Genomic DNA, 13,040 nt, shown 5'->3' on the forward strand with positions numbered 1-13,040 from the left:
GTGAGACTCAGGGGCATTGAACCCCTTCGTCTCACCGCCTATCCCCCATCCCGCCAAGCTGCGCTGTGGCGGGAGTACCCCGGAGGTTCTGATGGGTTCGTTGCAAAAACAACAACTGACCCAGAACAACTCGGTCTGACTTCTAATCTGGTTGGGGAACTCTCAAGAAGCGAGAAAGAGCGGGACAATGCCCAGCGCCTGCCGGATGTCGTCATCCAAGCCCTTGGCAAGGGTCAGAATCAAGCGCAGGAGGGATCCGGTTGCAGGTTTGCCCCAGACAGGAGATCATAGAGTCCTATCAAAGCAAAAAGCTCCCATTGACAGCGTGACGGTGGAACCTAAGCAGACTCAGCTAGACCCTCGGCCCGCCGGCCTCACCACAGCTACCGGAACCATCAAAGCCCAGTTGGATTTGCTGTTGCTGGGGCTGGAGTCCCTGAGCGGAGAAATTTCCGAGGCGGTTCTGGCTGCAGCCAAAGCCCTGAACTTGGAAAAGCAGATCGGCGATCGGGTGGCTCTCTGGCGGCTGCGCAACGCCAACCCTCTGCGCCGCAGCAGCGGTGGGCGAAAAGAAGTCGATATCGAAGAGGCGCGCGCCCTGGTGCTGGTGATTGCTCATCTGGCTGCTCAGAAGCAGGCCCGTATCCGCAGCACCTTGGAGCAACTGGAAGCTGCTGTTGAACAGGAGCTCAGCCCTTTCCGTCAGCCACTGGTGGGCGACTATCTAGATGAGTTTATCTCCCACTACCGCAGCCGCATGGTGGATGGGGATGTGCGTGACGAGAACAGCCTCGCCGAGCTGGCTCTGCGCATCTTGATCGAGCTGATGTTTTACAGCAGCCCAAGAGGGGCCCAGCGTCTATGGAAAGCCCTGCTCAACCGCCCTGAGATGGATCTGCCCGCCGGCAGCGACGAAGAAGGGGAGGTAGCCCATAGCTCCGGATCGGATGCTTTGCCCTCTTCCTGAAATAGGCTCCTTGCTTGTGTTGTTTGCCCGCCAGTTGCCATGCCCAGTCTCACCCTTATCAGTCATACCTATCAACAGCCCACCTCGACCCTCACGGTGCGGGGAGAGGCACCTGGCCTGCCCGAAGCTGCCGAGGGTTCCTCAACGCCGCCCCTGCGAGCCATCCAGCAGAACTTCGAGTGTCAGTTGGAAATTCGCCAGGGGGAGACCACCAAAACTCTGCAGGGGGACAGTGTTTGGCTCAGCGATTTGATCGCGGTGATCGACCGCTACGTCGGATCCCAGCTCAGCGGCGCGCCCAAGGGAACCTTCAGCGGTACTGTGGCCATCCGTCCGCTGGATTTTATTTTTCATCGCCTCACGGTGCGCCAAGGGGAGAATCAGATTGCCCAAGTGGATCTGTCGATGACCCAGTTGTACGACCTGTTGGAGAACCTCTCTCAGGTGGCCGATGACATTCCCCAACTGGCCAGCCTGGGAACGCCGGTAACGCGGGCTTGGTATCGACAGCCTGCCGGGAGCGCTGCCCTGCTGGTGGGAGGGATCGCCCTGGTGGCCGGGGTCGGGATCTGGGCCAGCCGCACCCCGGAGAAGAGGGCTCCCACTGCTTTCAACTCGGCCCAGGAGCAGCTCACCGCGCCGGAAGCCTCTGGAGATCCTCTGCTGCGGCTGCAAAACACCCTGGCCCAGCAATGGCAGTCTCCTCCCGATTTGCAGGAGAGCTTGATCTATCGAGTAACGGTGGATGCGGCGGGATCCCTGCTGGCTGCCGAGCCGGAGAATGAGCTGGCCCGGGAACGCCGCGCCGAAACTCCTCTTGCCGACCTGCCGGAGTTGCCGCCGGATCCCTTGCCGACGGGTGCCAAACAGTTCCGCATCAGCCTAGGGCCAGAGAGCCGGGTAGAAGTGACCCAGATAGAGCCCCTCTGAAATCCGGGCTGAGGAGAACGTCACTCCAGACAGATGACCGGCCCCTCTGTGCCACACTGCTCGCCGTGCAGCCACTCTTCCTGGGGATCCGATTGAGCCAAAGACATAGCCGCCAGCAGAGCCAAAGCAGCGACTACCCCCGCGAGCCAGATGCTGCGCATGGTTTTCTCCCCATCTGCGATGAGTTCAATCTCTCGCTTTTCCGCCCGTGTCTTGGTGACCGGATGAGAGGTTCGAAGGCGATCCAAATCACAGTCAACGGCTGGCCGCTCGCCCTCTCCCCTTGCCGTCGCGGTAGAGTTTGGCAGTGATCTTAATCTGCAGGGATCCCCACTTTGCCCTCTTTCAGCGCAGATCCCGGCCAAAAGGCAACAAAGACAGGATGACCAGCTTCAGGTGCTGTTTGGCAAAGGGGATCCCAACGACGGTGACGGCCAGGATCACAGCCCAGAAGAGGTGGTTGAGCACCAGGGGCCAGCCGAAGAGCAACAGCCAGATCACGTTGAAGATCAGCAGCAGCGGGCTGTTGGCAACTCCACCACTTCTTTGCCGAAGGGGGCAAGCACTGCAAACCCCAGTTTGATGCTCTGCCAGCCAAAAGGAATGCCGATGATGGTCAGGCAAAGGCTTAGCCCCCCCAAGATATAGCCCAGACTGGTCAGCAACCCCCCGAAGATCAGCCAAATGATGTTGCCAATTAAGCTCATGATTCAGAACCTCTAGCGCTGAGCCCGGACTGCAGGGCAGGTTTCCGCTCCCCGCCCCCTGGACAAGCAGACGGGGCGGACCCCTTTTTATTGTTCCCATCGCCAAAGCACGTTCCCTTGAGCCTCGCCGAACTGCAATACTTCGTCAAGGTTTGCAACGCTTTTGGGGAGCTGTGGTAGGATGCCTGCTGTCTGACGAGCCGATCTACTTGCAGCGAGGAGAGCGCCTTGAGCCTGAGAGTTGCTGTTGTTGGGGGTGGCCCAGCCGGAGCCTCTGCCGCCGAAGTTCTAGCCCAAGCCGGAATCGAGACCTTTTTGTTTGAGCGGAAGCTAGACAACGCCAAGCCCTGCGGGGGCGCTATTCCCCTCTGCATGGTCTCAGAGTTCGACCTCCCTGAGGAGATTATCGACCGCAAAGTGCGCAAGATGAAGATGATCTCCCCTTCCAACTACGAGGTGGATATCGCCCTCGAAAAGGAAAATGAGTATATCGGCATGTGCCGCCGCGAGATCCTGGATGCCTTCTTGCGCAACCGCGCTCGCCAAAAAGGGGCGGAGCTGATCCACGGCAAGGTGATGCATCTGGAAATCCCCCAAAATGGCCGGGATCCCTACATCCTGCACTACAGCGATTTTTCCGACGGCTCAAATCGGGGAGTACCCCGTTCGCTGGCGGTGGATCTGGTGATCGGGGCAGATGGCTTTCACTCCAAGGTGGCAGAAGCCATCGGTGCCGGCGACTACAACTATGCTCTGGCCTTTCAGGAGCGGATTCGGCTCCCGGACGACAAAATGGCCTACTACGAGGAGCGGGCAGAGATGTACGTGGGGGACGATGTTTCTCCGGACTTCTATGCCTGGGTGTTCCCCAAGTGCGACCACGTGGCGGTGGGCACCGGCACCATGAAGGCCAACCAAGCCCAGATCCAAAAGTTGCAGGCCGGGATCCGCGCCCGCGCTGCCGAGCGGATTCGGGGCGGCCAGGTGATCAAGGTGGAAGCCCATCCGATCCCAGAGCATCCGCGTCCGCGCCGTGTGGTGGGTCGGGCAGCCCTGGTGGGAGATGCGGCAGGCTATGTAACCAAGTCCAGCGGCGAGGGGATCTATTTTGCCGCCAAGTCGGGCCGCATGTGCGCCGAGACCATCGTCGAGACCTCCGAGGGCGGGAAGCGCATCCCCAGCGAAGAAGATCTCAAGCTGTACCTCAAGCGCTGGGATCGCCAATACGGCCTAACCTACAAGGTTTTGGACATTTTGCAACGGGTGTTCTACCGTTCCAACGCCACCCGCGAGGCCTTTGTGGAGATGTGCGCTGACCGGGATGTGCAGCGGATGACCTTTGACAGCTACCTCTACAAGACGGTGGTGCCCATGAACCCTTGGGTGCAGTTCAAGATCACGGTTAAGACTCTAGGCAGCCTGCTGCGAGGGAACGCCCTGGCACCTTAGGGATCCCTACTGCCACTGGAAGGTGACGGTGACCCGATCCCAATTGGCATCGGTTTTCAGAACCCTAGCAGAGGCGCGTTGTCCCGGCGGCACGTCGCTGGGTTCAAACGCGACCACCCGCGTCTCCACCACCTCCTCTCCCCGGTAGAACGTGAAGCGAGCACGAGCGTTGAGGACGGTGCGGGTGCTGCGGTTGATCGCCTCTACGCTCAGGCGGCTGCCAGCCCCCACCCGTTCTTCCTGAATCGAGCCCACGATCACGAAATCTCCCGGGTTGGGTGCAGATTCGGCGGCAGCAGTCGGCGTTGGGCTGGCCGTCGGTGGGGCCGTCTCGGCCTGGCCGGGATCGGGCTGCTTCAAGAGCGCCAAGACGCGGGCCAGCTCCTGCTGAAAGAAGACAAAGGCTTCCCGCGATTGGTTGGCCACCTGGGCCAAGATCAGCCGATCCGACTCTTCCAGGGGGATCTCCAGGAGGGGGGCCGGCCCTTTGAGGGCGACCCGAATGCTGGCGACTTCTTGGTTGATGAATTTATCCAAGTAGGGAAAGATGTTGAGAATGCAGTCTTGAAAGGATCCCATTGGCATAACGCGATTGTTCGTCAGCACTAAGTCGGCTCGCTCACAGCTAGTTCGATCCTCCATATCGATTTCCAGCGGCACCCGAAAAGATCCCAGGCTGGTGTTGGTGATGGTGACGTTAATGCCGTCCACTTCCTGCCGCCAGCCGTGGATGATCTCCAGGCTAGGGCTGGTCACTTCCTCGGTGAAATACTCTCCGGCCCAGGCGGGGGATCCCCATAAAGCTAGGGCCGAGAGCAATCCAGGGAGATAGTAAGTCCGTCTCCAATTCACCTCAACTTTCCCTCCTTGAACTCGCAGATGTCGGGGTAGAGCCAAACCGCACCCAGATGTTGCCTGCTGCCCCGAGATGGCAATAGCCTAGCCCCAGGGCTAGCACAAACCAAGAGGAGACAGCGTTGGTTTAACGGCTTTCAACCTTCTCCTTACTCGGCTCGGCAGCCGAGCGCCCATCTTCTGAGAAACTCGCGGTTGTCTCTGCAGCAGCTCCCCAGAGACCCTACTTGGACGCTCCTGCCGCTGCCGTTTTCCGACTTGTCAGGTGAGGGATCCCGTGTGCGATAGGATCAAAAGGTGCCAAAATCCTGAAAGCCTCGGATCGAGTGCGCCCGTGTTCCTCACCCTTTCAGCAGTATGGCCAGATCTCCAGCTTTGTGGCTCAGTCGCCTCGCTGTTCTGCGAGGGCTGATCTTTATCTTGGCGGTGGTGGTTGCTCTCGTCTACTTGGGCTTCAGCCGCGAAGTTCGTCTTGGCCTTGACCTCAAAGGGGGGACGCAGCTCACCCTGCAGGCTTTGCCCACGGAAGAGGTGCCTGAGATTACCTCTGAGGTGATGCAGGGGGTAGAGGCGGTGATCCAGCAGCGGATCAACGGCCTGGGGGTGGCCGAGCCTCTGGTGCAGATCAGCGGCCAAGATCGCCTGTTCGTGCAGCTGCCGGGGGTGGCAGATCCCGATCGGGCCATTGCTCTTTTGGGCGATACGGCCCGGTTGGAGTTTCGCAAGGGCCTGGTGCCGGTCAGTGCCCTGCCCCGCAACGAGCGGGGAGAGATAACGGCGGGGGAGGATCCCGACGCCCTGTTTGAACGGGTCGGCCTCACCGGCGATCTGCTGCGCAACGCCTATCCCCAAGCCCCCCGCCGCGGATCCCAGACTTGGGAAGTGTTGCTGGAGTTTAAGCCGGCAGGGGCAGAGAAGTTTACTCAGCTCACCCGCGAGTTGGCCGGAACAGGGCGCCCGATTGGCATTTTTCTGGACGACGTGCTGATCAGCGCGCCAATTGTGGGGCCGGAGTTTGCCCGCACCGGCATTACCGGCGGGACGGCGGTGATCACGGGCAATTTCACAGTGGAAACCGCCACCGATCTGGCGGTGAAGCTCAAGGCGGGGGCGCTTCCCGTTCCCATTCGCGTCATTGAAAACCGCACCGTCGGGGCCACGTTGGGGGAAGAGAGCGTGCGCCGCAGCCTCTATGCTGGCATTGCCGGCCTGGTGCTGGTTTTCGTCTTCATGGTGGCCTACTACCGCCTGCCGGGGCTTGTTGCCGATATCGCCCTCCTCATCTACGCCCTCTGTACGTTTGCTCTGTTCCAACTGCTGGGGGTGACCATGACCCTGCCCGGGATCGCCGGCTTCATCCTCAGCATCGGCATGGCGGTGGATGCCAATGTGCTGATTTTCGAGCGCATCAAAGAGGAGCTGCAGGCCGGCAAGTCCATCTACAAGTCCATCTCGGAAGGGTTTAACCGCGCCTTCAGCAGCATCCTCGACAGCAATGTCACCACCCTTTTGGTCTGTGGCGTACTTTTCTGGCTGGGGATGGGGCTGGTGAAAGGCTTTGCGGTAACCCTGGCCATTGGCATTTTGGTGAGCTTTTTCACGGCCATCACCTGCACCCGCACGCTGCTTTTGGCGGCAATGGGGATCCCCGCCCTGCGCAAACCTGAGTTTTACGGCGTTCGCATGGAGGCGGCTCAATCATGACAGCTCAAGAGCTATCCCCCACCGATCCGGCGGTGGGATCCCGGCGGTCGCTTGACTACCGCTTCGACATCGTGGGTCGCAGCAGGCTGTGGTTTAGCTTGTCTCTGGCAGTGTTGCTGGTGGGGCTGGTCAGCATGGCTTTTTCCCTGGCCTCTCTGGGAACCCCCCTGCGGCTGGGGCTGGATTTTGCCGGCGGCACCTTGTTGGATCTGCGTTTTGAGCAGCCTGTCACCACCGACGAGCTGCGGCGGGCTCTGCAGGAACATGACCTGGGAACCAGCATCATCCAACTGGACACCCAGACGGGCCAAGAAGCCCTGATCCGCATGCCCCCTTTGACGGAGCAGGAGCGCCTGGCGGTAGAAGCCACGCTGCGGCAACAGATAGGCCCTTTTGAGCGCAAGCTGGTGGAGACGGTAGGCCCGACGGTGGGGCGTCTGCTCTTGCGCTCCGGCCTTGTGGCCGTGCTCATCTCCTTTGGGCTCATTGTGGTGTATCTGGCCCTGCGCTTCCAGTGGGATTACGCAGTGTTTGCCATTGTGGCCTTGCTGCACGATGTGGTGCTGACAACAGGTCTGTTTGCCCTTTTGGGCCTGACGGTGGGCATGGAGGTGGACAGCCTGTTTTTGGTGGCGCTGCTAACCATCATTGGCTTTTCCGTCAACGACACAGTGGTTATCTACGACCGCATCCGGGAAAATCTGCGTCTGGTCAGCCGCAAGGTCAGCTTTGCCGAGGTGGTGAACCTGTCGTTGAACCAGACTTTTGCCCGCTCTTTGAACACCACCCTGACGACGATGCTGCCCCTGGTGGCCATTGCCATTTTTGGGGGAGCCACCCTGAAGGGGTTTGCCATTGCTTTGCTCATCGGCTTCAGCTTGGGGGTTTATTCCAGCATCTTCATCGCCAGCCCCCTGCTGGTGTGGTGGCGGCAGCGGCGCTATGGCGCCAACAGGGATCCCAATCCCCTGCCTTCCGGCGCAGAGGGGTAGGATCTTCCCTAGCCCAGGGGTAAAGCGGCGGCAACGGCCTACCAGTGCAGTCGCTGGCCGTAGGCAACCAGGTAGCGCTGCAAATCGGCCATTTTGCCCTGGGGCACGATCTGGGCTGGGGTCAAGCCGGGATCCTGGCTGCGGAGCCAAGCCACGGTCAGCCCCGCTGCCGAGCCAATGGTCCACTCGCCGTAATGGGTGCGGGTGGCGGCGTTGACAATGTGGCTGGCGGCGATCCCCTTGCCGCCGATGAGCAGGTTATCCACCTTCTGGGGGATCAGGGCCTCTAGGGGGATGACGATGGGGCGGACGGAAAACTCGTTGACCGGCGCCGAGCTGGCCGACCGGGAAGGCTCCCAGTTGCGGTAGCGACAGCCGTGCATGTCGATGGCGTAGTGGGTGATCCCAACTGCTGTGGGGCTAAAGTCCCGTCCCCCGCTGGCGCCGACGCGAATATCCTGCTCCAGCATCAGGAATTCCGCCTGGCCGTAGGCGGCCCGCCCCAGGATACGCCGCCCCTCCCGGATGTAGGGGTAGAGGCTGAGGCCGGAGCGGGTGCCCAGCAAAGACTCTTCGCCAAACAGCAAGGAGAGGGGATAGCCGGCGCGGGACTGGGTTTCCATCAGCCATTCGGCAAACAGCAGGGCGTGGTTCTCCCCATCTTTGATGGCCGAGACATCCAGCCCCCCCAGCCAGTTGTGGCGCTGCCCTGAGGCCAGCAGCCGCTCTTCCGTTAGGATTAGGGGTGGGTTCATGATCCCCCAGTCGTTGCCGCGGTTCCAGTTCACCAGGGTGAGATCGCCGGGAAGCGGGGTGCCGTAAAAGGGATCCGTGCGGCCTTTGCTGACGATGCGGCGGTAGTTGAAAAAGCTCTGGCCGCTGAAGGTGGGAAACCCCTCCAGGTCGAACTGGCGGCGGTGCTCGGCGCGGGAGTAGCCCGGCTGCAACTGGGCCAGCTCGGCGCGGGAGCGCCCGCCGTCGTCGTGGATGGCCAGCACGAAGGGAAAAGTGAAAGCCTGGGTGCACTCCGGGTTGCTGGCCGGGGCGGCGTTGGGCTCCCCGGTTAGATCTCGCCCTTCTGAGCCCAGCCGGTAGGGGATCCCGGCCCAGCCCACCAGCTCGCCGGTGTCGGTGGCGTCGATCACGAACAAGGGGCGGCCCGGCGGCGCCTGCAGCCGCAGCACCCGCTTGGCAAAGACTTCCGTCTCCTGCCAGCTATACCAGCTCACCAATTCCCGCCACAGCCGCCCCGGCGGCACAAAATCGGGATCCCGCGGCTGCCGCTGCACCGCGTAGATGCTCTCGAGGCGGGAGCCGTCGGCGCTGAAGGTGGCCCCCTTAAAAGCGGTCTGGGTGGCCCAGCGACTGTGGGGGGCGCTGCGGGCGGCCTGTTGCAGCCAGGTTTCCACCGCCTGCAAACCAGCCTGGGGCGGAAAACACAGCCCCCCTACCCAGCAACTGTTGATTTTGGAGACACGGGTTCCCGGCGGGATCCCTGTCCAGGCGGGCAGATGCACCGGCTGGCTTTCGATGAGGGCCTTAAACTCCAGCCAGTGGCGGGAAAAATTGCCCCGCTGCCGCATGGGGAGCGACTCGTCGATGGCTGATACCCCCTGGGAGGTGATCTGGCCCCCCAGCCAAGGGGTGAGCTCGATGAGACAGGTTTGCACGCCCCCCCGCATGGCCTGGCCTGCCGCCGCCACGCCCCCCAGGGATCCGCCCACCACCACCAGCTCGCACTCCCAGATCTCGTCCGGCTGGGGCAGGGGATCCAGCAGCGGCCAGCCGTGGGCCGTAAAACGGGGCACCTCCGGCTCTGGAGCGGCGACGGGCGATCCCCCTTCCGGCTGGGAGAGGGCGGCAAACCCCATCCCCGCCACAAAGCCCAGCAGCGACAGGATCCCCAGCCCCAGAGCTTGTTTGCGCCTGAGTTGCTGCCGCGCCGCTGGGATCCCCTTACCGGCCGTCTTCACCTTAGTTTTGCCTCACACCCCAAGCTTTCTTCCGCAATGCTAGCGGGAGAACCCCTCTTGAGAATAGCTGATGAATAAGGCCCCCTTGAATGGCTGCGGGTGGCTCCGGATCCCCCAGATGGAAGTGCCGGACAAGGGGATCCAAGCAGGTGAAATCGGGCATAGGCAACCGTTGAGCCCTGGATGGCAAGGGCTGGGTCGTTGCCTGGCGTTGGATTGGGCTTTTGTTGGTATCCTACGCGATAGCCGGTCTCCGACTGCTGCTCCATGCTGACCTTGCAAACTGTGGCCGACCTGCTGCAAGCCCCTTTGCAGGGAGATCCCCACCTCTTGGGGTTGCCGGTTCAGGCCCTCTGCACCGACAGCCGCCGGTTGCAGCCAGGATCCGTTTTTGTGGCGCTGCGGGGAGAACGCTTCGACGGGCACGATTTTATTCCGCAAGCCCTGAGCAAGGGGGCCGTTGCTGTCATCAGCCAGCGGCCGGTGGAGGGTCCCCACTTCCAGGTTCCCGATACCTTGACTGCCTATCAGCGCATTGCCAGAGCCTGGCGGGAGCAATTTTCCATCCCGGTAGTGGCCATCACCGGCTCAGCAGGCAAAACCACCACCAAGGAAATGCTGGCGGCTGCTCTTTCGCGCTACGGCAGCGTTCTCAAAAGCGAGGCCAACCACAACAACGACATTGGGGTGGCGCAAACGCTGCTGCGGCTACAACCAGAACACCAGTTTGCCGTTCTGGAGATGGCCATGCGCGGCCCTGGTGAGATTCGCCGCCTTGCACAGATGGCTCGCCCCACCCATGCCTTGATTACCCACATCGGCACCGCCCACATCGGCAGGCTGGGATCCCGCGAGGCCATTGCTGCTGCCAAGTGTGAGCTGCTGCAGGAGTTGGGGCAGGGGATAGCTGTGCTCAATGGTGAGGATCCCTTGCTGTTGGCCACTGCCGCCAGCCTGTGGTCGGGAAAAACCCTCACCTATGGCCTCGCCCAAGGGGACTTGCAAGGAGAATGGGATCCCCAAGCCCAAACCGTAACCGTGGAGGGCTTGACCTTGCCGGTGCCCCTGCCAGGAAGGCATCACGCCCTTAACTGGATGGGGGTGCTGGCGGCTGTGCGCAGCTTGGGTCTGAATTGGGAGCGCCTGCAAGAGCCCCTTGACCTACCGCTGCCTCTGGAGGGGCGCAATCGCCATCTCAAGCTGGCTGGGGACGTGGAGATTTGGGATGAGACCTACAACGCCTCGCCGGAAGCGATGATCGCGGCTTTGCACCTGCTGGCTCAGACTGCGGGAAAACGGCGCTGGGCCATCCTCGGCCCAATGCGGGAACTGGGAGAGCATGCCCCACAGCTCTACGCAGAGGTGGGTCGGGCGGCTGCCTCCTTGAGACTGGAGCGGGTCTGGCTTTTGGATCCCGACGGGGAGATGCAGCCACTGGTTGACGAAAAGCCAGCCGCCGAGGTTGAACGCTTTGAGGAAGCTTCTGCCTTAGTGGAGGGTTTGCAGCAGCAGGTGCGGGCAGGGGATCGACTGCTGTTTAAGGCGGCGCGAGCCGTCGAGCTGGAGCGGGTGCTGCACCGCTTTTTGCAGGCTTGGCAGGGATAAGCTAAGCTAAAGGACAGTCGATAAGTGGCGCCCTATCGAGGCCATCGACCCGAAGCTTGCCCACACCTTCTTCACAGCTGCACTTCTTCTGGACAGCATGTACCACAACCCTTCTCTGCGGGAAGAACCTCGCGATCAGCCTCCAGTAGTGCTGCCCCTGCCCGGTAGCATTTCTATCCTCGACTGGTTGCGCCAGGAAGGCCGGCTGATCGAGCAGCCTCTTGAAGTCCCTGAAGCTGTTTTGGAAGAAGACATCGACGACATCGACGATTTGATCGGGGACGACTACGACGAAGACTTCGAGGCGGAAGAAGAGTAGGCATGCCTGCTGAGATCGCCAACTCGTTTACCCCTCTGCCCAGCACCGCAGAGGTGCCCACTTTGGCGATGCCAATGGAACGCTAACTTGAACAAACAATGTAAACAAACGTAACGATCCCTCAGCCTCAAGGGATCCTCATCGGGCGTGTTTTGGATGGTTCACCGCCATCCCGCGATGATTGTTGCAAATCTAACCTCAGCGGAGAGTAGCCTTGTAAGCCTTGTCAAAAAGGTATTTTGGGGTAGTAGAAATATCTTTTTCGGGGACTTTTTGCGATTTTGAGGAACCCGAGCTCTATCCCGTCCGTCACATAGAAATGTGAACCTACTCTTCACGGAGGGTTACATTGCATGATTCGCAATCTCTTCGCTCTCTCCTTGGCTGTTGCCTCGGCCACCACGTTGGTTGCAGCCCCTGCGGTCATTGCCGGCAGCCACGGCGCGACTTCTGAAAGCGTGAAAACCGCTGCCCCTGCCAGCAAAACCATAGTAGATGTTGCTGCCGAGGCCGGCTCTTTCACCACCTTGATCCAAGCCTTGGAAGCTGCCGACTTGGTGAAGGTGCTCTCCGGGGAAGGCCCCTTCACCGTTTTCGCTCCCACCGATGAAGCTTTTGCGGCGCTGCCGCAAGGCACTCTAGAGGAGCTGCTGCAGCCGGAAAACCGCGAGAAATTGACCCGGATTCTCACCTACCATGTGGTGCCCGGCAAAGTCCTCTCCAGCGATCTAAAGGAAGGTGAAGTGACGACGGTCGAAGGATCTTCTGTGAAGATCTCCTTGAGCGACGGAGTCAAGGTCAACGATGCCAAAGTGACGCAAGCAGACATTGAGGCCTCTAACGGCGTCATCCACGTCATCGACAAGGTGATCCTGCCCCCGCAAAGCTAACTTGTCGGTGCTAAGGCTCTAGATCCCAGGGGGGTCTAGTCCGGCCCCTGCCCTCAGGGGTGTGGGCTTTGCGTTGCAACCCAGCCCGGCGACCCTGGCCTTGAGCTCTACAGGTCGATGCCGACGCTGGAAGTGTAGATCGCCTCCACCGACACGCCGGACACCCGCTGCGGACGCACGATCATGTACTCGTTGTCCATTTGCTTGGGCAATGTGATGAACTCGTCCCCACCCACCATCAGTTGGTTGATCAGCTCTGTGTATTCTCTAGCTTCCTTGACCCGTACCTGCATGGTTTGTCCACCTTCGAGCATGATGTGGACAAGGTATCCATCGGGTTTTCTGGCCATGGGTGCTCCTATTGGGTGCAGCGAAGGTCGATAAGGGGCGTTCTCATGAACATTATTCCCCCATCGGAGAGGCCTGGCCAACCCTTGCCCCCGCCAGGAAATCTGGAGTTGCGGCGCGACCAACCGACTTGAGGCAGTTTCCCGGGCGCCTCCCCGGCCCACAGCTCCCCTCCCAAAAAGAGAGGAAAGGCGAAGGAAGGCCAAAGCAAGTGGTTCCCCTGCGATTGGGGATGGCTATAGATTACTAGGATGTGCCTATTTTGGGCTTCCTACCCAACTTGCTCGATCTCCCCGCTGGC

General features: G+C 60.9%; 12 protein-coding genes and 1 pseudogene. 8 read left to right on the forward strand and 5 right to left on the reverse strand.

Annotation, left to right across the window (positions count from 1 at the left end; translation table 11 throughout):
• Positions 1 to 325: 325 nt before the first annotated feature.
• Together ACVW0R_RS09760 and ACVW0R_RS09765 are read left to right on the forward strand one after the other, a co-directional pair.
• Positions 326 to 967 (forward strand): DUF3038 domain-containing protein, encoded by a 642-nt coding sequence (locus ACVW0R_RS09760; protein ID WP_457501994.1) that lies wholly within the window; start codon positions 326 to 328, stop codon positions 965 to 967.
• Between the two features lie 39 nt (positions 968 to 1,006).
• The gene (locus ACVW0R_RS09765) at positions 1,007 to 1,897 is read left to right on the forward strand and encodes a DUF4335 domain-containing protein (RefSeq protein WP_457501995.1); all 891 of its coding nucleotides are present in this window, start codon (positions 1,007 to 1,009) and stop codon (positions 1,895 to 1,897) included.
• 20 nt (positions 1,898 to 1,917) lie between these two features.
• On the opposite strand, the gene ACVW0R_RS09770 is transcribed toward ACVW0R_RS09765, so the two are convergent.
• Both ACVW0R_RS09770 and ACVW0R_RS09775 read right to left on the reverse strand, forming a co-directional pair.
• Positions 1,918 to 2,058: a hypothetical protein gene (locus ACVW0R_RS09770; RefSeq protein ID WP_168173324.1), complete on the reverse strand. Its 141-nt coding sequence runs from the start codon at positions 2,056 to 2,058 to the stop codon at positions 1,918 to 1,920.
• A gap of 184 nt (positions 2,059 to 2,242) precedes the next feature.
• Positions 2,243 to 2,604: pseudogene (locus tag ACVW0R_RS09775) on the reverse strand (YccF domain-containing protein).
• Positions 2,605 to 2,832: 228 nt separating this feature from the next.
• Between ACVW0R_RS09775 and chlP the strand changes: the two are divergent.
• Complete coding sequence (gene chlP, locus ACVW0R_RS09780) at positions 2,833 to 4,053, forward strand: geranylgeranyl reductase (protein WP_099884389.1); 1,221 nt, start codon at positions 2,833 to 2,835, stop codon at positions 4,051 to 4,053.
• Positions 4,054 to 4,059: 6 nt separating this feature from the next.
• Here chlP and ACVW0R_RS09785 read toward each other — a convergent pair whose 3' ends face one another.
• Entirely contained in the window at positions 4,060 to 4,905 is an 846-nt protein-coding gene (locus ACVW0R_RS09785; protein ID WP_011428995.1) for a hypothetical protein, read from the reverse strand.
• Positions 4,906 to 5,265: 360 nt separating this feature from the next.
• On the opposite strand from ACVW0R_RS09785, the gene secD reads away from it, so the two are divergent.
• On the forward strand, positions 5,266 to 6,612 hold the full coding sequence (secD, locus tag ACVW0R_RS09790; RefSeq protein WP_457501996.1) for a protein translocase subunit SecD: 1,347 nt from the start codon (positions 5,266 to 5,268) through the stop codon (positions 6,610 to 6,612).
• Positions 6,609 to 7,604 (forward strand): protein translocase subunit SecF, encoded by a 996-nt coding sequence (secF, locus tag ACVW0R_RS09795; protein WP_011428997.1) that lies wholly within the window; start codon positions 6,609 to 6,611, stop codon positions 7,602 to 7,604. The genes secD and secF overlap by 4 nt, the downstream gene beginning before the upstream one ends.
• 38 nt (positions 7,605 to 7,642) lie before the next feature.
• Here secF and ACVW0R_RS09800 read toward each other — a convergent pair whose 3' ends face one another.
• Complete coding sequence (locus ACVW0R_RS09800; protein ID WP_457502003.1) at positions 7,643 to 9,475, reverse strand: FAD-dependent oxidoreductase; 1,833 nt, start codon at positions 9,473 to 9,475, stop codon at positions 7,643 to 7,645.
• A 369-nt stretch (positions 9,476 to 9,844) separates the two neighbouring features.
• Between ACVW0R_RS09800 and ACVW0R_RS09805 the strand changes: the two genes are divergently transcribed.
• The 3 genes from ACVW0R_RS09805 to ACVW0R_RS09815 all read left to right on the forward strand — a co-directional run bounded on the left by ACVW0R_RS09805 (position 9,845) and on the right by ACVW0R_RS09815 (position 12,391).
• On the forward strand, positions 9,845 to 11,182 hold the full coding sequence (locus ACVW0R_RS09805) for a UDP-N-acetylmuramoyl-tripeptide--D-alanyl-D-alanine ligase (RefSeq protein WP_457501997.1): 1,338 nt from the start codon (positions 9,845 to 9,847) through the stop codon (positions 11,180 to 11,182).
• A 97-nt stretch (positions 11,183 to 11,279) separates the two neighbouring features.
• Positions 11,280 to 11,501 carry a DUF3134 family protein gene (locus tag ACVW0R_RS09810; protein ID WP_011429000.1) on the forward strand — a complete coding sequence of 74 codons (222 nt, stop codon included), beginning with the start codon at positions 11,280 to 11,282 and terminating at the stop codon, positions 11,499 to 11,501.
• Positions 11,502 to 11,854: 353 nt separating this feature from the next.
• Entirely contained in the window at positions 11,855 to 12,391 is a 537-nt protein-coding gene (locus ACVW0R_RS09815; RefSeq protein ID WP_011429001.1) for a fasciclin domain-containing protein, read from the forward strand.
• Between the two features lie 107 nt (positions 12,392 to 12,498).
• Here ACVW0R_RS09815 and ACVW0R_RS09820 read toward each other — a convergent pair whose 3' ends face one another.
• Complete coding sequence (locus ACVW0R_RS09820) at positions 12,499 to 12,741, reverse strand: hypothetical protein (RefSeq protein ID WP_041438020.1); 243 nt, start codon at positions 12,739 to 12,741, stop codon at positions 12,499 to 12,501.
• Positions 12,742 to 13,040 lie beyond the last annotated feature (299 nt).

Source organism: Thermostichus sp. MS-CIW-15, from assembly GCF_054060575.1.

What these genes read in the sequence shown, in the direction of transcription:
- ACVW0R_RS09765 (WP_457501995.1), top strand. Translation starts at nt 1,007, where the DNA reads ATGCCCAGTCTCACCCTTATCAGTCATACCTATCAACAGCCCACCTCG.
- ACVW0R_RS09770 (WP_168173324.1), bottom strand. Translation starts at nt 2,058, where the DNA reads ATGCGCAGCATCTGGCTCGCGGGGGTAGTCGCTGCTTTGGCTCTGCTG.
- secD (WP_457501996.1), top strand. Translation starts at nt 5,266, where the DNA reads ATGGCCAGATCTCCAGCTTTGTGGCTCAGTCGCCTCGCTGTTCTGCGA.
- secF (WP_011428997.1), top strand. Translation starts at nt 6,609, where the DNA reads ATGACAGCTCAAGAGCTATCCCCCACCGATCCGGCGGTGGGATCCCGG.
- ACVW0R_RS09800 (WP_457502003.1), bottom strand. Translation starts at nt 9,475, where the DNA reads ATGGGGTTTGCCGCCCTCTCCCAGCCGGAAGGGGGATCGCCCGTCGCC.
- ACVW0R_RS09805 (WP_457501997.1), top strand. Translation starts at nt 9,845, where the DNA reads ATGCTGACCTTGCAAACTGTGGCCGACCTGCTGCAAGCCCCTTTGCAG.
- ACVW0R_RS09810 (WP_011429000.1), top strand. Translation starts at nt 11,280, where the DNA reads ATGTACCACAACCCTTCTCTGCGGGAAGAACCTCGCGATCAGCCTCCA.
- ACVW0R_RS09815 (WP_011429001.1), top strand. Translation starts at nt 11,855, where the DNA reads ATGATTCGCAATCTCTTCGCTCTCTCCTTGGCTGTTGCCTCGGCCACC.
- ACVW0R_RS09820 (WP_041438020.1), bottom strand. Translation starts at nt 12,741, where the DNA reads ATGGCCAGAAAACCCGATGGATACCTTGTCCACATCATGCTCGAAGGT.